The organism is Allorhizobium undicola ORS 992 = ATCC 700741 (assembly GCF_000621665.1).
Classification (GTDB): Bacteria; Pseudomonadota; Alphaproteobacteria; order Rhizobiales; family Rhizobiaceae; genus Allorhizobium; species Allorhizobium undicola.
Window position 1 is genome coordinate 75,398 of the sequence record NZ_JHXQ01000015.1, and the last position, 18,048, is coordinate 93,445.

The following is an 18,048-nucleotide window of genomic DNA, read 5'->3' on the forward strand; positions in this document are numbered from 1 at the left end:
GGGTATTGGTTGTCATATAGGACGGATGCCCCCCTTATTTCAATGTTCTCTTTTACCTGCCTGCCATGTCCGGCGGGAATTGCGTGCCGTCTTGCGCCACCGGCGGTGGAAACCGATCGAAACGACGACGAAGCCCGCCGCCAAAAGATCAGGCTTCACGAACGAGACTGTCGAGCGCGCGGTCAAGCATTTCGTCGTCAAGCCGGATCAGGACCGGCCCTTCCGTATAGACCAGCAGGCATTCCACAGGCTTACCACGATAAAGCGGACGCAGCAGCTCCCGGTAGATGGCAAGCTGCGCCACATGTGAAAAGGGGGCGTCCTGCGCTCTGCGGGGCGGTTTGCGGTTGGTCTTGTAATCGACAATAATGACGCGATCCGCCGTCACCGTCATTCGGTCCACGCGGGCGGAAACGGCGCGCACTTCGCGCCCCAGCCGGATCGTGCCCATCACCGTCAATTCGGCCTGCGCCTCGTGCGAAAACACGGGCGAAAGATCGGGCAGGGCCAGAATGGTCATGACGGAGGCGACCAGTGCCTCGCGCTCAGGGCGCGGCCAGAAACGGGCGGCGCGTCCGGCATAGCGCGTGGCGGCATCATGGCGTTCCGTTTCGGGCAGGGCAGGCAGGATTTGCAGCATTCGGTGCACCAGACGGCCCCTCTGCATGGCAAGGCCCATGTCCTCGCCCTCGTCGAAAAGCGGCGAGGTCAGCATCAGGTCGCCATCCTCGTCATTCACCGTCAGCCCGGCGCCCGAAGGGCTCAAAGGCCGCGGTACAGGTGGAGCGGGCGGGGCGGGCGTCAGCAGCGCCTGCGGCAACTGCGGCCGCATCGCGATTGTCTGACGAGCTTCATGCCGTTCGAATTCACGGCCACGATCCGGCAGGCTCCACAGCAGGCCCTGCCATTCGCCCTCGGCAGCCTGATAGAGGTGCGGCTTGCAATGGGCGTCATCAAGCGGCAGGGCTGTGGAAATCATCTCATGCCAGGTATCCGGCTGGTCCTTCTTGCCGCGATAGCCGCACACGATCAACCGGTCGGCGGCGCGGGTCATGCCCACATAAAGAAGGCGGCGATATTCCTCCTCCGTTGCCTGTTGCAGCCGCGCCTTGTCGGCAGCGGTCACGGCGGTCTCCAGTGCCTTGACGGGCGCCCAAACGGGAAACTCCATCTGATCGCCAGGCACCATGCGGAACTTGGCGAGATGGCTGTGGTTGAAGGCCTTCGAGCCGTCATCCACCAGAAACACCACGGGCGCTTCCAGCCCCTTGGAGGCGTGAACGGTCATGATGCGCACTTCGCTGCGCTCCTTGTCCTGCTCGCGCTTTACCTCCGGGCCTTCCTGCTCCAGCGTGGTGATGAAGGATTGCAATCCGGGCAGGCCGCTTTGCTCATGCGAAAGGGCGAAAGTCAGGAATTCATCGAGAATATCGCTGACCTCGCTGCCAAGGCGTGCCAGAAAGGCCCGTCTGCCGCCCATTGGCCCCAGCACGCGGGCATAGAAATCATGCGGCTGCGCCTTGGCGCCCAATGCCCGATAATGCTCCAGCCGGTCCAGCACGCTTGGCCAATGTCCGGCACCGGCTTCGGCCAAACGGCGAATTTCAGCCAGAACGGTGGTCTCTTCGCGTTTCGCCGCCACTTCGAAGACATCGTCCTCGGTCAGGTCGAAAAGCGGGCTCTTCAACAAGGCTGCCAGCGACAGATCATCGGAGGCCAGAAGCACGAACCGGCCAAGCGCCATGAGATCCTGCACGGCAATATGGCCCGTGAGTTTCAGCCGGTCGGCACCGGCCACGGGAATATTGTTGCGCCGCTTCAGCGCGCGGGTCAGCGCATTGACGAAGCTGCCGCGCTTGCGCACCAGAATGAGGATGTCTCCCGGTTCGATGGGGCGCTCGCGGTCTTTTTCGATGATGGTTTCATGCCCGATCATCGCCTCGATGCGGCCCGCAATGCGCCGTGCCAGCATGGCGGAGGGAGCGCTTTCCGGGGTGGAGTCGAAGGGGGCAGTCCAGTCCTCCTCGCTCTCCGACGCCTCCGGCCTGATCATATCCCAGACTTCCACCGTTCCGGGATGGCCGTTGCGGCTGGAACGATGCACCACCTCGTCCCCAAGGGCTGAAAGCCCGCGGGCATTGGCAGGCACGGAAAATACCTGATCCACCGCCGAAAGCACGGCTTCGGTGGAGCGGAAAGAGAGCGGCAGGCGAATGGAATGGAAGGTGCCATCCGCCTGTCTCACCTGCCTTTCGGCATCGCGGGCTTCGAGCGAGAAACGTTCGGGCCTTGCGCCCTGGAACGAGTAGATCGACTGCTTTTCATCCCCCACCGCAAAAAAGCTGCGCAGGAGCGTGCGGGCAGACGTGCCGGAAAAGAAATCCTCCCGCAGCGAGCGAATAACCGACCATTGCACGGGGCTGGTATCCTGCGCCTCGTCCACGAGAATGTGGTCTATGCCCTGATCCAGCTTGTAATGCACCCAGGGACCGACATCGCTTCGGGTCAAAAGTTCGGCGCTGCGGGCAATCAGGTCTTCGAAATCGAGCTGGCTGCTGCGCTTTTTCAGCTCCTCGTAATCCTGGTCCAGCCGCGCCGCCAAGGTCAGGGCGGCGTGCGTGGCCTTGTAGAGCCGGAACAGCCGCAGCCTTTCCCGTGCGGCCACCACATGGTCGCGGGCGCTGGAAACTGCATCGATCAGGCCGGGATCGGCATCCTTCATTGCCTTGGCAAGCAGCGAGCTATCGGCCTTGGGCTTGCCTGCGGCGGTGAAGAAGGCTTTCTCCAGATGGTCGGCGCGAAGGAAAGGATCACTTTGCCGCACAGCCTGTTCCAGAAGCTCTGCCACGCCCTTTACCGTCACGCCACCCTTGGCAAAGGCAAGCTCCAGATAGGAAGAAAGCCGTGCCCCATTGAGGCCGGGCAGCGGCCAATAGGCCTCGGCACAGCCCTGTTCAGTTTCGTTTGCGCCAAGGCCAAGGCTGTTTCGCAAGACCGTATTCACGCCGCCCCGCGTCATGGCGCGATGCAGGAAATCCCGCACCGCATGGCGATTGGCGATAATTTCCGTCAGCAGGTTTTCCAGCCCGAATTCATCGCCAATGCTCAAGACTTCCGCAAAGGCCTCCGCAAGGTCGGCATTCCCCTCCAGCGCCGTGGCGGTGAGAAGCGAGCGGCGAGCTTCGGCCAGCAGCACGGAGGCGGCGCGGTCATCCAGCACCGAGAAATGCCCGGCCACATTGGCTTCAAGCGGAAACTGATGCAGCAGCGCCTCGCAAAAGGCGTGGATGGTCTGGATTTTCAAGCCGCCCGGCGTTTCCAGCGCCCGTGCAAACAGACGTCTTGCCTCGGCAATCTTGATGCGATCGGGACGCTTCCGCTCGATCTGCTCGATGCGTCTGGCAAGATCCTCATCCGGCAATGTGGCCCATTCCGCCAGCCGGTCGAACACGCGGTTCGACATTTCCGAGGCGGCAGCCTTGGTATAGGTCAGGCACAGAATGGCCGAGGGGCGCGCGCCCGCCAGAAGCAGGCGAATGACACGCTGCGTCAGCACATGCGTCTTGCCCGATCCGGCATTGGCCGACACCCAGGCCGAGCCACCGGGATCGGAGGCCAGCGTCTGCTGGCGTGTGGTCCAGTCGATCCATTCCAGCGGGCTGTTATTGGAGGGCAGGCTATCCAGCTCACTCATCGCCGCTTTCCTCCGTCTGTTCCGCCGTGGACCATTCCGCCACACGGGCCAGGTGGTCGTAATCGCCGCTCAGATCGTTTTGCTGGAAGGGCAGGAGCCGGGAGACGAAGCCCCGTTTGCCGCTTTGCAGCAGCGAGACGAAACGGATCAACTGGTCCATGGCCTCTTCGGCCAGATCATGGGCGGATTTCGCCTTGTCGCCCCTTCCGGTCAGCTCGTTATTGACGGTTTCCGCATCGAAGCGGCCGCCGGGGCGAAGCCGGACATAGATGAGGTCTTGCGGCTTCAACGCACCAACCGTCTTGAAGCCGCCGCGCATCAGCACCGCGGCCTCAAGCGCCAGTTGTGGGTCGAGAAGCGCCCGCGCCTGCGTCGGGCTCGGGTTCGAGCCTGTCTTGTAATCGATGATGTCGGCATAACCCGCCCGCACATCGATGCGGTCGGCAATGCCGGTGAGGCGAATGCCGATTTCCTCGACATCGGAGCCCGCGCCAGCTTCCGTATAAAGCCGTGCCGGTTCGCGTTTCCGCTGCCAGTCGATGAAAGCGCGGCCCACCTCGTCGAAGCGCTTGCGCCAGACAAGGGCGATATGAGGGGGTAGTCTTTCCGCCGCAAACAGTTCATCGGCGATACGGCCCATCAGGATCTCCGAATCCGGCCCAAGCTTCGGCGGCATTTCGCAGACGAAACGTTCGATGATGGCGTGGTAGAGCGTGCCGCGTTCGGCCGCGCCCGGATCGGCGTTGAAGGGATCGACCGGATCGAGCTTGAGAATCCGCCGCGCATAGATGGAATAGGGATCGCGCCTGAGCTGCCCCACCTCGCTGAAGGAATAGCTTTTTGGCTGAAGCTCCAGCGGCGGGCGGGGCTCCGGCCGATCCGCCGGTTTTTGCGGCGGACCCTGATCCAGCATTTCGGCGAAATGGCGGAAGTGTTCACCGCGGGATTTCAGCGTGGAGGCAAAGCCGGTGCCGCCCAGCGCCAGAAGCCGCTTGAGAAAGCGCGAGGCGACCGTAGGGGCCGAACCTTGCCGAAGGGCGCGGCTGTAGATCAACCGTTTCGTGCCATTGGCCATTTCGAAATCATGGGCAAGCTGGCCGATTTGCCGTTCGGGTGGTTCCAGACCCATATCGGTCTTCATGCCGCGTGACAGGAAGGGATTGTTGGTGGTGGTGCCGGGCCATGAGCCCTCGTTCATGCCGCCGAGGATCATGGTATCGACGCTTTGCAGCCGCGCTTCCAGCGCTCCGAAGATGAAGACGCGCGGATTGCGCAACGCCTTGGGCTTTACCGATTCGCTGGCGGTCAGTGCGGCCATGATGTCGATCCATTGCGGGCCATCGGCGCTCATCTGGCCATCGGTTTCCATGATTTCGCCAAGGAGCCGCGCCAGCACATCGCCCGCCTCATCGGCCCAAAGGGATGCGAGATCCTGTCGCTCGTCCTTGACCACGGCTTCCAGCACGCGCCCGCTGCGGGCTGCCCAATCCTTCAGCGTCAGGCGGCTGGTGAAGCGTGAGCCGTCCTCGCGGGCAAGGACGTGGCCTGCCAGGGGCTCCACGGCCTGCGCGATGCGCCCGGCAAGATCGCGGGCAAGCGCCACATCCTCTTCCGCTACGGCGCTTTGCCAGACCGGCACATGCCGCGCCTCGGCAAGATCGGCTAGGGCCTGATCGAAAAGCGGTTGCAGCTCGGCAATATCGAGCGGGGCGGTGCCGCCGCGCAACGCAATCACCTCCAGCGCATCGGCGGCCTTGCGGAAGGCCTGTTCGTCAAGCCCGAAGCGCGCCAGCGGGTGCTTGAGCAGCGAGACGATTGCCACCGGATCGCCGGGACGCAGGATGGCCTCAAGCAACAAGGCCATGAGCGTGCCCTGCGGCGTGGCTGAAAAAGGCGTGCCCGCCGAATCATCGGCCAGAATGCCGAAGCGCGTCAGTTCCGAGGCAACGCGACGGGCAAGATTACGGTCGGGCGTGATCAGCGCGGCACGGCTTTGGCCATCGGCGCCCTCTTCCTCCAGCGCAAGGCGGATGGCAACGGCAATGGCGATGGATTCTTCACGCTCATTGGCGGCTTCGATCAGGCTGACATCGGCAAAGGCAGCCTCGATGCGGCTTGCGCCGAAATCCTCGCGCCAGCGCGTCCAGTCATCGGTGGCCTTGGCGGGAGCAAGCGCGCGGGAAATGATTTCGGCGCGATCCTTCAGGCGCGCATCCGCCGCTTCCAGTACCTCCACATCGCGCCGCAGCACATGCAGCTTACCCAGCAGGCGGTGCAGGCCATATTGCGGATGCGTGCGGGCGGTGGGTTCCGGCGGCAGGCCGGGGGGCTGTTCGCCGCCCACCCATTGCCAGTGGTCTTCCGGCATGGACTGATCGAGTCCCGGCAGCACGATGACGCCTTGCAGCAGTTTCGAGACCGACACAATCAATTCAGAAGCGGCCGGAATGGAGCCGGTGGAACCGGCAACGATCACCGGCGCATCGGTGGGCAGATGCGCCAGCCTGTCGCGCATTTCCCTCAGCAGCGCATTGCGGTGCCTGACGGGCGAGGAGCGGTTCAGCTCTTCCAGCCTTGCCGGCCAAAAGGCGCTGGCAATGCCAAGAAAGGCCAGCGTCAATTGCCACCAACTGGCGAAATTCTGCGCGTCGAGCTTTTCGAGATCGGCCCAGTCGCGCTCTTCGGTTTCCACCGCATCGATCAGCTCCACCAGCGCACGCGCAAGCCAGACGGCATCGGCGGGGCTTGCCGGGGCCACGAGCGGCGTATCGGCATGGATGGAGCGGACGATTTCCGGCAGCTTGTTGCGCCAGGCAAGAATAAGCTGCGCCAGCTCCAGAAGCCGTACCGTATTGCTGATCGGCGGATTGAGGTCGAGCAGGGCAGGGGTATCGGCGTCGAAAAAGCCCGAATCCTCCTCTGCCTCCCCAAGCGGCCGGATCTGCGGCAGGATCGCGGCCCGTCCGCCCAGAACCTCCACGAATTCGGCCCGCAGCACACGCACGGCGCGCCGCGTGGGCACAAGGATCGTGACTTTGGAGAGCGAAAGAGGGTCGTCCGGATCGTAACGGAAGCCGGGGCAGAGACGGCCATCGCAAACCGCCTGGGCCAGCAGCCGCAGAAAGGGTTTGGCAGGAGGGATAGTCCAGATTTTCGGTGCGTGAAAGGCCATGGGTCAAAGGTTGCCGTTTGCAGGAATGACGCCCTGCCTGCGCATTTCGTCTTCCGCCTCGCCAATCGCCTCCGGCGTGCCGACCGTCAGCCAATGGCCTTCGAGTTCCAGCCCGTAAAGGCGTCCCCTGGCAATGGCGCGGTCGAAATAGATGTTGAGGTTGAAGGCCTCTTCGGGAGCATCGTCCAGCAGGGAACTGTGCATGGCAATGGCGCCGGCATAGACCACGCCATGGCTGTCGCCCGGTTGATAGCGGGTCAACCGTCCATCCTCAGCCATCTGAAAATCCACCTTGCCGTTATGGCCGGTGGTGCGGGCAAGTGACACGCAGAGCATGGCCATATCCATGCGGGCCGGATCGAAAAAGTCGGCAAGCCGTTGCAGGTTGGTCTTGTTTCCGGCTGCCTCGCCAATCCAGAACAGGTCTGCATTCATCACCAAAATCGGGCCGGTGGGCAGAAGCCGGATGCCTTTGGCAAGGCCGCCGCCGGAATTCATCAGGGCAGCCTGTTCGTCGGAAAGGATGATGCGCGGATGGTCACGGCTCTTGAGATGCGCCTGCATCTGATCGGCGAAATGATGGAGATTGACGACGGCTGTCGTGACGCCTGCCTGTTGCAAATGGTCCAGCGCGTAATCGATCAGGGCTTTGCCTGCCACTTTTACCAGCGGCTTGGGCATGGTTTCGGTAATGGGGCGCATTCGCGTGCCAAGCCCTGCGGCCAGCACCATGGCGTGATGGATGGTCATGGATCTCGAATCAGTCTGCGGCTCTTTCGCATTTCTACCGCAGTTGGTCGGGGCGAACCACAGGGACGGAAATGCAGCCTCAGCTTTCCACGCTCAATCCCAGGTTTTCCAGCCATGTTTTGAGCGGCGTCATGACCTGATGGGTCAAAACGCTGGCAAGATAGCGTTGCGTGCGCGGCATGTGCTGCATATAGCCGGGCTTGCCATCCCGCTTCATCAGCCGCACCCATAGTCCCAGCAGCTTGCAATTGCGTTGCGCCGCCATGATGGCGAAATCCTGAGCCAGGGCATCGCTGTCGAATCCGGCTTGGGATTTACGCAGTGCCAGATAATGATCCAGCAATTGCTGTTGCAGGTCTGGCTCGATCGTTACCCGCGCATCCTGAACAAGCGAAGCAAGGTCGTAAGCCGCAGGACCGATCATCGCATCCTGAAAGTCGATCAGGCCAATGCGGTGAAGTCCCTGACGTTCCGGCTGCCAGAGCAGATTGGGAGAGTGTACGTCCCGCAGAACAAGACTGCTGTGGTCGTGAATCCGGCTTATGAGATCGGCCCAGATGGCGTGATAGTGCTGTCTTTCCGGGCCGGTGGCCTGTCGGTCCAATTTCCACGGCAAGTACCAGTCCAGCAATAACTCCGTTTCAAAGCCCATGGCGGCGGCGTCGAAGTCCGGAATCCTGTGGGTATGGTGCGGTCCGATCTGAATTTCACGTGAAACATTCTGCCGATGAAGATGGGCCAGAACCTCCATGGCCGCGCGGTATCGCTCGGCAATCGGTTCGCCATTTTCATCCAGCACGCCCTCTTCACCGAGATCTTCAATCAACAGCAGGCCTTGCGCCGGATCCGCGGCAAAAATCTCGGGCACCAAAGCGCCCATGTCGTTCAGAAGCTGGTCTATTGCAATGAAGGCACGGCAATCCTGTGCCAGATGCACAAGCTCCGGATAGGTTTTGCCATCGCGGATGACCGGCGTTGGCGGACGTTGCGGGCTGTCCATGAGAATGCGTCGCGGCCGGTCGGGGACGCTGATATATTCATAGGCGCGATAATCGGCATCGCCACTCAGGAAGCGCCGTTCGGCACCGGTCATGCCGTTTTCGGTCAGGAATTGGCGAATTGAGAGAGTGCGCCGAATCCGGCTTATTTTCGCCTCTGCCCCGGTAAAAGTGACGCGCCTGCCGCCATCGGGCGTAAAGTCATAGGAGAGCCAGATGACGCCTTTCCCCAGCCGGTCTTCTGCCCGCTTTGGCCATTCGACCAGGCATATGCCGTCCTCCAGCGCGTCATCAAAGCCGAGTTCATCCAGTTCGGAGGAATCGCCCAGCCGGTAAAGATCGAAATGCGCCACGGGCGGCAACAGGTCATAGAGCTGCACAAGCGTGAAAGTGGGGCTTGGCACGTCCATATCCGAATTGCCCGCCAGCGCACGGATCATGGCGCGGGCGAGCGTCGATTTGCCAGCTCCCAGATCGCCCTCAAGCGCGAGGCAGTCGCCACGGGTCAGCGCCAGCGCAAGATCCTCGCCCAATTGCCGGGTCGCGGCTTCATGGGGCAGGTCCACGGAAAGGGTGTAAGCGATCCCGCTCATTCTGCCGCGACGGATTGGACGATCGTGCCGGTTGGAATCCGGCAAAGGACCGTGGTGCCCTGATCGGGAACGCTGTTGATCGAAACGGTGCCCTTGTGCAGATGCACAAAGCTTTCAACAATGGAAAGACCGAGACCTGCGCCGGACTTCTTGCCGCTCTTCGGGCTGGAGGAGAAACGCTGGAAGACCGAAGGCAGCAGGTCCTCAGGGATGCCGCAACCCGTATCTGTGACGGAAAAAACGAAATCCGAACCGTCGCGCCAGCATTTCAGCACCACGGCGCCGCCATCCGGCGAGAAATTGACGGCATTCGTCAGGATCTTGATCAGGATCTGCTTCAACCGCTGCTGATCGGCAACAATCTGGCCGAGCTGGTTGGGAGCGATGATGTCCAGCGTCACCCCGCCTTCCTGCAAGCGATCGGTCATCTGCATGGAGACGTCATCCAGGAGATCGGTCAGGTCGATTTCGGAATAGTTGAGCCGCATGATCCCGGCATCGACGGTGGCGAGATCGAGAATATCGTTGACGATGGTGAGAAGGACTGCGGAAGAGGTGGAAATATGGTCCACATATTCTGCCTGCCGCTGGTTGAGGGGCCCCATGGCCTCTGATTTCAACAGATCGGTGAAGCCGATGATGTTGGTGAGCGGCGAGCGCAATTCATAGGATACGTGCTGAACGAAATCGTTTTTCAGTTCGTCGGCCTTGCGCAGTGCTTCGTTCTTTTCAAGCAGGGCACGTTCGGCGCGCACGCTGTCCGTGATATTCACGAAGGTCAGCATGGTCTGGGCATTGGGCAGCGGGATGACCGCATAATCCAGTACGAGACCGGAGAGAAGTTCGATCGTTCCCTGGCTGGAGGGGCGCTCATCCTCGAAGCTGGTAATCATCTGGCCGAAGGCGCGCCAGCCATCCGGCTTGTCGTAGGACGGTGCGCAGGCGGCTTCGATGGCGCGAATATGGGTATCGGGCGCGGCCTCGGCTTCGGTGATGCCCCAAAGCGCCCGGAAGGCGGGGTTGGACAGGCGAATGCGTCCATCCGGCCCAAAGACCGCGACACCTTCGGAAAGATGATCGATGGTCTCGCCCTGAACGCGCACCAGCGTATTGTAGCGGGTTTCGAGGTCCACCTGTTCGGTGAGATTTTCGAAAACCCAGGTCGCGCCCCCTTGCGGATGGGCAGAGGCAATCACCCGTAGCGTCTGGCCATTGGGCAGGTGCCACAATGCCGTTTCCGTATCGATCGAGCGGTAGACGGCGAGAATGCTTTCTTTCCAGCTCTTCCAGCTCAATTGTTCCGGCAGCTTGCCAGCCGCTCGCAGCCGGTCCAGCAATTCGCCGTGATCCGGACGCGATTCCAGAAAGCCCAGATCGAGGCCCCAGAGCTGCTGGAAGGCCTGATTATAGAATTGCAGCCGCCGCTCGCCGTCGAAAATCGCGACCGGGGTTGCGAGATGGTCCAGCGTTTCGGCATGGCTCTTCAGCGTGCGGTTCAGTTCCTCGCGCAGTGCTTCCTCGCGCGAAACGTCCACAGCCATGCCGCATGACCCGGTGGGGGTCTTGGTATCGACGACATCGTAGAAGGTGCGATTGCCGTGCACCACGGTGGAAACGGTTTCGTGATAGGGCGATTCCGGCGTGACGGTGGCGCGGATCGTTTCCCGCGTGATGGTATTGAGGATTTCACGGCCCTCATGCACGGCCTGATCCGGCGTCAAGGCTTCCACGGCATCGCTATAGGCCTGATTGACCCAGAGCAAGCGGCCCGCTGCATCGCGCTGCCAGACGGGTTGCTCCACCGCTTCCAGCAGGCTTTCAAACGTATGGATTGCGGTGGAAAGACGGGCCTTTTCGATTTTCAGTTCGGCCAGTTCGGCGCGCAGGTTATTCAGCGCCACGAAGCGCGCAAAGGCGCGTCCGCCCGAAACCCGGCCCTGTACTTCCAGCACTTCATCGCGGTAGGTTTCAACGATCAGGTCGAAGCTGCGGGCATTGAAGCGCAGCATTTCGATGGCTGTATCCAGCTCCGCTGCGGAAGCGGGTTTCAGCCAGCGGCCAAAGGCCAGAAAATCCGTTTCAGAGGCCGGTGCGCCGGTTTCCAGCGGCAACTGGCCCAGATGTTCTGCGCGCTCGGCATTGCCGTCCCAGATGACGATGCGCCGGTTTTTATCGGCAATCAGCGCCTGATAGCGGGAGATGCGCTGGTTGGCATCGGAAAGAGCGGAGCGCATCTCCCGGCTCTCGACCTCGATGCTGTTTCGCTGGCGAACAAGCCAGAGCGTGGACAGAAGCGTTGCGGAAATCGCGCCGATCACCAGCGCAAAGCCGACCATTTCCGACGAAGAGAGCGTAGCGATACCGGCCGCATTGCTGTCCTGCGCCAATGCGGCAGAGGCGTTGAATGCCGTCAGCATGGTGCTGGCGCGAAGCGTCAGACGCTTCAGCGTGTTTTTCACCCCGTGGCGCGCAAAGGCCGCGCAGCCTGCCTTATCCGCTTTTCCCCGTATAAGCGGATAGAAGTTCCAAAGTGCCATTTCCGGTCTGTCTCCGTGCCGGGTTCCGCCGCGATCTTGCCCCCGCGCCTGAACCCAAAGTTACTTTCGAGCATTCCGGCCGGAAACCGCCGCACACAATTCCGCGAAATGCTTTTTCATCGGTCAGGGCGTGAAGCCTTTCTCCGATGAAACGGCTTGATCCCATTTGCCGCAAGCAAATGTCAGAGGGATCGGAGCCGGCAGGATTGAAGGCATCTTCATGCCTCCCGCCATCGAAACCGCATTCTCGATAGACATTTCAAGCTTGTTCGTCCCGTTATGAAACCACACGCCGCTTGCGCGGGCATTGTCTTAACCATGTTCGAATCAAGTGAGAAAACATTACTGTGGATAAGATGGAGCGGGAAGAGAGAAACGGTCCCGCCTGGCATTGCGGGGGTAAGCGGGCCATGAACTCCCTGAATTTAAAGGGAGAAAGCTCACCGCTTGAACCGCGGAGACGTGGGAGGAGGAAAATTCGTGCCCGAAAGGGCTGCGGCAGAAATTCTGCCACAGCCACCACATTTCGTAGGGCTCTGAGGAAAACTCAGTAGCGGTAGTGGTTCGACTTGAACGGGCCCGCCGGGGTAACGCCGATATAGGCGGCCTGCTCGTCGGAGAGCTCGGTGAGCTTCACGCCCAGCTTGGCCAGATGCAGGCGGGCGACCTTCTCATCCAGATGCTTGGGCAGGACGTAAACCTCATTCTTGTAGGCATCCGGCTTAGTGAACAGCTCGATCTGCGCCAGAACCTGGTTCGTGAAGGAGGCGCTCATCACGAAGGAGGGGTGGCCCGTGGCATTGCCGAGGTTCAGCAGGCGGCCTTCCGACAGCAGGATCATCCGGTTGCCGCCGGGGAATTCGATCATGTCCACCTGCGGCTTGATGTTCGTCCACTTCAGGTTCTTCAGCGCGGCAACCTGAATTTCATTATCGAAGTGGCCGATATTGCCGACAATGGCCATGTCCTTCATGGCGCGCATATGCTCAAGGCGGATCACGTCCTTGTTGCCGGTGGTGGTGATGAAGATGTCGGCGCTGGACACGACGTCTTCGAGCTGGACAACTTCAAAACCGTCCATGGCGGCCTGAAGGGCGCAGATCGGGTCGATCTCCGTCACCTTCACGCGCGCGCCCGCACCCTGAAGCGAGGCGGCGGAACCCTTGCCGACATCGCCATAGCCGCAAACGACGGCGACCTTGCCAGCCATCATCACGTCGGTTGCGCGGCGGATGCCGTCCACCAGCGATTCCTTGCAGCCATATTTGTTATCGAACTTCGACTTCGTGACCGAATCGTTGACATTGATGGCCGGGAAGGGGAGCAGACCCTGACGGGCAAGCTGATAGAGGCGGTTGACGCCGGTGGTGGTTTCTTCCGAAACGCCGCGAATGGCGGCGCGCTGCTTGGTGAACCAGCCGGGGCTGGCAGCCAGACGCTTCTTGATCTGCGCGAAAAGGATTTCTTCCTCTTCGGAATGCGGATTGGAAAGCACATCCTCGCCAGCTTCGGCGCGGGCACCCAGCAGGATATACATGGTGGCATCGCCGCCATCGTCGAGGATCATGTTGGAAAAGCCGCCATCTGCCCACTGGAAAATCCGGTCGGTGTAATCCCAGTATTCCGTCAGCGTCTCGCCCTTCACGGCAAAGACCGGCACGCCCGACGCGGCAATGGCCGCAGCCGCATGGTCCTGCGTGGAGAAGATGTTGCACGAGGCCCAGCGCACGTCCGCGCCCAGCGCCGTCAGCGTTTCGATCAGAACGGCGGTCTGGATCGTCATGTGCAGGGAGCCGCTGATGCGCGCGCCCTTCAGCGGCTGCGCCGCGCCCAATTCGGCGCGCGTTGCCATAAGGCCGGGCATTTCCGTTTCGGCGATGTCGAGTTCCTTGCGACCGAAATCAGCCAGGCCGATATCCGCGACGATGTAATCCTTGTCCGTGCTCATGGTGTCTCCAAACAGCTGTGAAACGCCGCAATACCCGCAAGGGCGGCAGCAAACTTCGGCGCGCGCGAAACGCGCATCCTCACACCTGTCTAGCAGGGAAACGGAAAGGAAGCAATAATCACATAAAGAGGTCTTTATATCTTTATGTGCAGACGTGGTTTACATTTCCTCGCCGAATTTGTCGGCCACCAGCGCTTCAAGCGCGTCAATCGCCTTTTCGGCCTCTTCGCCGCTGGTGGAAACCACAATGGTGCATCCCGGGCTGGCGGCCAGCATCATCAATCCCATGATCGAGGTGCCGCCCACGGTCATTCCGTCCTTGCTGACGCTGACATCGGCGTTGAAGGTCTGCACGGTTTGAACGAATTTGGCAGAGGCCCGCGCGTGCAGTCCGCGCTTGTTGATGATCAGCAATTCACGGGAAAAACTGGACATGGGAGGTGGATCCTATTTGCCGCTCAACACGCGGCTGGCCACATTGATATACTTCCGACCGGCATCGGAGGCGCTGACAAGGGCCTTTTCCATGTCGTTTTCGCCGCGCACGCCAGCAAGCTTGATGAGCATTGGCAGGTTCATCCCGGCAATCACCTCGATGCGTCCGGCGCTCATGGCAGATATGGCGAGGTTGGAAGGAGTGCCGCCGAACATGTCCGTGAGGATGATGACGCCACTGCCGTCATCGGCGCGGCCCACGGCATCCAGAATATCCTGGCGCCGCTGGTCCATGTCATCCTCCGGACCGATACAGATCGTCTCGATGAACTTCTGCGGACCAACGACATGCTCCACGGCAGAATGAAACTCTTCAGCCAGCTTGCCATGGGTGACAAGCACAAGTCCGATCATTCGCTTATAGCTCCCTCATCAATTCCGAGCGCCCCTTAGCGCACTGCGACGACTTCGTCTACACAGGGCCTTTCTGAAAGATCCGCGCCCGCAATCCTCATTCCGCCGGCATTTGCGCAAAGGGAGGCCTGTTTGCCTCCCGCCTTCGCAGCCGCAATACAACGGGAAGGCCATCTTGGCCATGAACGTCCGAAGTGCAAGCCAAAAATCGCATCCTACCCTTCAATGGTCATGGAATCCGGCGCGCAGGCGAAGAACCGTCAGATTGGCGATCATGCCCGGAAGCAGCCGGATGACCGGAAGGAAAACACCCTGTACCACTTCGAAACGCTCATTCTCCGGCGGCAGCCTGTCGGCATCCCCCGGATTTTTCAGGGGCAGGATGACATGGCCGATGCGGCTTGAGGGAATACTGGGGAGGCGAAGAATCCCGGTGAAGCGGGCTTCGATCAGCCCTTCAATAGCAGCGGGCCGGTGGGCGATCACCTCACCTTGCCCGCCAATCTCGACAAGCACCTGATCATCGGCCACGAGCGCCGCTTCCACCCCTGCCATGGCGGCAAGACTGAGAAGCTCCAGGGCAAGACGCGATTTGCCCGCTCCAGACGGTCCGCAGATCAGGAAGCCGCAGCCGCCGATCTCGATTGCCGTGGCGTGAATATTGGGCCACTTATTTTTCATGGGTGGAGGGATCAGCGGGCAGGCTGAGAATGAAACGCGCGCCGGTGATGGTGCCGTCTTCCTCACGCTTCACGTTTTCCGCGCGCAGCGAGCCGCCATGCGCTTCGGCGATCTGGCGGCTGATGGACAATCCCAGTCCCGAGTTCTGCCCGAAGCTTTCGCCTTCGGGGCGGTCTGTATAAAAGCGTTCGAAAATCCGGTCGATGTCTTCGGCCTGAATGCCCGGGCCATTGTCTTCCACCTGCACCACGCAGCGGGTGCGGGTGCGCGACAGCTTCACGGTGATCCGGCCCTCGCCCTCGGGCACGAAGGAGCGGGCGTTCTCGATGAGGTTGGTAACGATCTGGCCAATCCGCAGGTCGTGTCCGTTTACGATGAAGCGCGGCTTGAGGCCCGGTTTCTGCTCGACCTTCAGCTCTATCTCCACCTTTTTTTTCGCGCTGCTGATCTGGCGGGAAATCTCCACCAGATTGGTCAGGGCAATTTCGAGATCGACGGGCTTGGCGTCGGAACGGGCAAGCTCCGCATCCAGGCGGGATGCGTCGGAAATGTCGCTGATCAGACGGTCCAGGCGGCGCACGTCATGCTGGATCACATCCAGAAGCCTTTGCTTGGAGGCGTCCGTCTTGGCCAGAGGCAGGGTTTCCACCGCGCTGCGCAGCGATGTCAGGGGGTTCTTCAGTTCGTGGCTGACATCGGCCGCGAAGCTCTCGATGGCGTCGATCCGGTCGTAGAGCGCCGTGGTCATTTCCCTGAGCGCAATGGAAAGATTGCCGATCTCATCCTGGCGGACGGAAAAATCGGGAATTTCCTCGCGCTCCTTGGCGCCGCGCCGCACCCGGATCGCTGCGGCGGAAAGCCTGCGCAGGGGATTGGCGATGGTGGAAGACAGAAGCAGCGACAGAACGATGTTCACCAGCGTCGCCACGCCGAAAACCCTGAGAATAGCCAGGCGCTCCGCATGAACGATCTTGTCGATGTCGCCTGCCTGCGTCGAGAGCAGAAGCACGCCCAGCACGGCCCGGAAACGCTGGACCGGCACGGCGACGGAGACGATCTGCTCGCCCTGTTCGTTGATGCGCACCACATAGCCGCTGACCCCGGACAGGGCGTTCGTCACCTCTGGATAGATGGAGCCATCGCCGCCGGGAGCCTCCCGATAGAGCCCGACGCCGCGCGGTTGCAGCAGGCGGTTGAACAGCCGGATGAACCAGCCGGTGACGGTGCTGCTTTCTGAATCCACCGGAGGCAGATCATAGCGCAACACCTGGCCGCGAGAATAGAGATGGCGCGAATCCAGCAGCAGATTGGCATCGGCATCGAAAAGACGCGCCCTGGTGCGGGTGGGCGAGATGAGCTGCCGCAACACCGGCGCCACTTTCTCGGGCTTGATGGGGAAGTCAAGATCTTCCTCATTATTGTTGGGCATCGGCGTGATGCTTTCGCCCGCCTGCAACTCCAGCAGTTTCTGCGGATCGATGGTGATGGAATTCGTATCCACCGAAGCGGAGGCGGCAATGGCGCCCGCAATGATCTGTCCCTGTGTCGTGAGGCTCTCGACGCGGGCGTCGATCAAGCCTTCACGGAACTGGTTGAGATACATGATGCCGCCGACAAGAACGATCAATGCGGCCAGATTGAAGAAAACGATGCGGCGGGTCAGGCTTGAGAAGACGGCATTACCGAAAATCCGGCGAATAAGCGTGAAGGGATGCGAAAAGGAAAGGCGCAGCGATGCGCGCGGAGCGTCGCCTGCCTCCATATCCCTGTCCATATCCAGCCTTGCCAAGATCAACCTTTCACGGACGCGGCAGCCTTGCCGCGCCGAATCAACGGGCTTTTACTTGCAAATCTCCTTGCCGCAAAGCCGCGCAAACGTCACGCCGATTCACGGAAGCGGTAGCCAACGCCGTAGAGGGTTTCGATCATGTCGAAATCCGTATCCACCATCTTGAACTTCTTGCGCAGCCGCTTGATGTGGCTGTCGATGGTGCGGTCGTCCACATAGACCTGCTCGTCATAGGCGGCATCCATCAGCGCATCGCGGCTCTTGACCACGCCGGGGCGCTGCGCCAGCGAATGGAGAATGAGAAATTCCGTGACGGTCAGCGTGACCGGATCGCCCTTCCAGGTGCAGGTATGGCGTTCCTGGTCCATGACGAGCTGGCCACGTTCGAGGTTGCGGGCCTGCACTTCCTGGCCGGGCTTCTGTCCCTGCCCGGTGGCGGCAAGCTCGCGATTGGCGGCACGGCGCAGGATGGCGCGCACCCGTTCCACCAACAGGCGTTGGGAAAAGGGCTTGGTGATGAAGTCGTCCGCGCCCATTTTCAGGCCGAACAGTTCATCGATCTCCTCATCCTTGGAGGTCAGGAAAATCACCGGCAGGTCTGACTTCTGCCGCAGGCGGCGCAAGAGCTCCATGCCATCCATGCGCGGCATCTTGATGTCGAAAATCGCCAGATGCGGCGGGCGTGCCAGAAGGCCGTCCAGTGCCGAAGCCCCGTCCGTATAGGTCTCGACCTTGTATCCCTCAGCTTCCAGCGCGATGGATACGGAAGTCAGGATGTTCCGGTCGTCGTCAACCAGGGCAATCGTCTGCATTGCTTATGTTCTCCGTCCTGTTTGGCGGGCAGGCGGCGCCTTGTCCGCTGCCATGGACCATGTTCATGAGGGTAAAGGTGGAACAAATTGTGGCAAAGATAAAGGGTGGTTGATGGAGGCTACAGCCAGACAGTGCAGTGCAGCATGAGAAATCGAGCCAATCGCGAAACGATTTAAAATCTGGCATATCAGTTTAAAACGATTAAATACCTGAATTTATTAGAT

11 protein-coding genes are annotated in these 18,048 nt (G+C 60.9%); all 11 read right to left on the reverse strand.

All coding sequences use genetic code 11. The features are described 5' to 3' along the window. Positions 1 to 148 precede the first annotated feature (148 nt). A complete protein-coding gene (addA, locus tag T424_RS0113680; protein ID WP_027488233.1) occupies positions 149 to 3,694 on the reverse strand; it encodes a double-strand break repair helicase AddA in 3,546 nt (1,181 codons plus the stop codon). After that, a complete protein-coding gene (addB, locus tag T424_RS0113685) occupies positions 3,687 to 6,866 on the reverse strand; it encodes a double-strand break repair protein AddB (protein ID WP_027488234.1) in 3,180 nt (1,059 codons plus the stop codon). Before addB ends, addA begins: the two co-directional genes overlap by 8 nt. A gap of 3 nt (positions 6,867 to 6,869) precedes the next feature. Further along, positions 6,870 to 7,616, reverse strand: a complete 747-nt coding sequence (locus T424_RS0113690) for a nucleotidyltransferase family protein (RefSeq protein ID WP_027488235.1) — start codon at positions 7,614 to 7,616, stop codon at positions 6,870 to 6,872. 79 nt (positions 7,617 to 7,695) lie between these two features. After that, complete coding sequence (gene tsaE, locus T424_RS0113695) at positions 7,696 to 9,207, reverse strand: tRNA (adenosine(37)-N6)-threonylcarbamoyltransferase complex ATPase subunit type 1 TsaE (RefSeq protein ID WP_027488236.1); 1,512 nt, start codon at positions 9,205 to 9,207, stop codon at positions 7,696 to 7,698. Further along, positions 9,204 to 11,744, reverse strand: a complete 2,541-nt coding sequence (locus tag T424_RS0113700; protein ID WP_027488237.1) for a sensor histidine kinase — start codon at positions 11,742 to 11,744, stop codon at positions 9,204 to 9,206. Before T424_RS0113700 ends, tsaE begins: the two co-directional genes overlap by 4 nt. A 547-nt stretch (positions 11,745 to 12,291) precedes the next feature. After that, on the reverse strand, positions 12,292 to 13,692 hold the full coding sequence (gene ahcY, locus T424_RS0113705; RefSeq protein WP_027488238.1) for an adenosylhomocysteinase: 1,401 nt from the start codon (positions 13,690 to 13,692) through the stop codon (positions 12,292 to 12,294). A 159-nt stretch (positions 13,693 to 13,851) separates the two neighbouring features. Further along, on the reverse strand, positions 13,852 to 14,127 hold the full coding sequence (locus tag T424_RS0113710; RefSeq protein WP_027488239.1) for an HPr family phosphocarrier protein: 276 nt from the start codon (positions 14,125 to 14,127) through the stop codon (positions 13,852 to 13,854). Positions 14,128 to 14,139: 12 nt separating this feature from the next. Further along, positions 14,140 to 14,541 (reverse strand): PTS sugar transporter subunit IIA, encoded by a 402-nt coding sequence (locus T424_RS0113715; protein ID WP_027488240.1) that lies wholly within the window; start codon positions 14,539 to 14,541, stop codon positions 14,140 to 14,142. A 222-nt stretch (positions 14,542 to 14,763) separates the two neighbouring features. Further along, positions 14,764 to 15,222 carry an HPr kinase/phosphorylase gene (locus T424_RS0113720; RefSeq protein ID WP_027488241.1) on the reverse strand — a complete coding sequence of 153 codons (459 nt, stop codon included), beginning with the start codon at positions 15,220 to 15,222 and terminating at the stop codon, positions 14,764 to 14,766. Further along, positions 15,212 to 16,996: a sensor histidine kinase gene (locus T424_RS0113725; protein ID WP_051558981.1), complete on the reverse strand. Its 1,785-nt coding sequence runs from the start codon at positions 16,994 to 16,996 to the stop codon at positions 15,212 to 15,214. Before T424_RS0113725 ends, T424_RS0113720 begins: the two co-directional genes overlap by 11 nt. A 104-nt stretch (positions 16,997 to 17,100) precedes the next feature. After that, positions 17,101 to 17,823 (reverse strand): response regulator transcription factor, encoded by a 723-nt coding sequence (locus T424_RS0113730; RefSeq protein ID WP_027488243.1) that lies wholly within the window; start codon positions 17,821 to 17,823, stop codon positions 17,101 to 17,103. Between the last annotated feature and the right edge of the window lie 225 nt (positions 17,824 to 18,048).

Excerpts from the sequence above, each read along its gene's own strand:
- addA (WP_027488233.1), bottom strand. The coding sequence starts at position 3,694 with ATGAGTGAGCTGGATAGCCTGCCCTCCAATAACAGCCCGCTGGAATGG.
- addB (WP_027488234.1), bottom strand. The coding sequence starts at position 6,866 with ATGGCCTTTCACGCACCGAAAATCTGGACTATCCCTCCTGCCAAACCC.
- T424_RS0113690 (WP_027488235.1), bottom strand. The coding sequence starts at position 7,616 with ATGACCATCCATCACGCCATGGTGCTGGCCGCAGGGCTTGGCACGCGA.
- tsaE (WP_027488236.1), bottom strand. The coding sequence starts at position 9,207 with ATGAGCGGGATCGCTTACACCCTTTCCGTGGACCTGCCCCATGAAGCC.
- T424_RS0113700 (WP_027488237.1), bottom strand. The coding sequence starts at position 11,744 with ATGGCACTTTGGAACTTCTATCCGCTTATACGGGGAAAAGCGGATAAG.
- ahcY (WP_027488238.1), bottom strand. The coding sequence starts at position 13,692 with ATGAGCACGGACAAGGATTACATCGTCGCGGATATCGGCCTGGCTGAT.
- T424_RS0113710 (WP_027488239.1), bottom strand. The coding sequence starts at position 14,127 with ATGTCCAGTTTTTCCCGTGAATTGCTGATCATCAACAAGCGCGGACTG.
- T424_RS0113715 (WP_027488240.1), bottom strand. The coding sequence starts at position 14,541 with ATGATCGGACTTGTGCTTGTCACCCATGGCAAGCTGGCTGAAGAGTTT.
- T424_RS0113720 (WP_027488241.1), bottom strand. The coding sequence starts at position 15,222 with ATGAAAAATAAGTGGCCCAATATTCACGCCACGGCAATCGAGATCGGC.
- T424_RS0113725 (WP_051558981.1), bottom strand. The coding sequence starts at position 16,996 with ATGGACAGGGATATGGAGGCAGGCGACGCTCCGCGCGCATCGCTGCGC.
- T424_RS0113730 (WP_027488243.1), bottom strand. The coding sequence starts at position 17,823 with ATGCAGACGATTGCCCTGGTTGACGACGACCGGAACATCCTGACTTCC.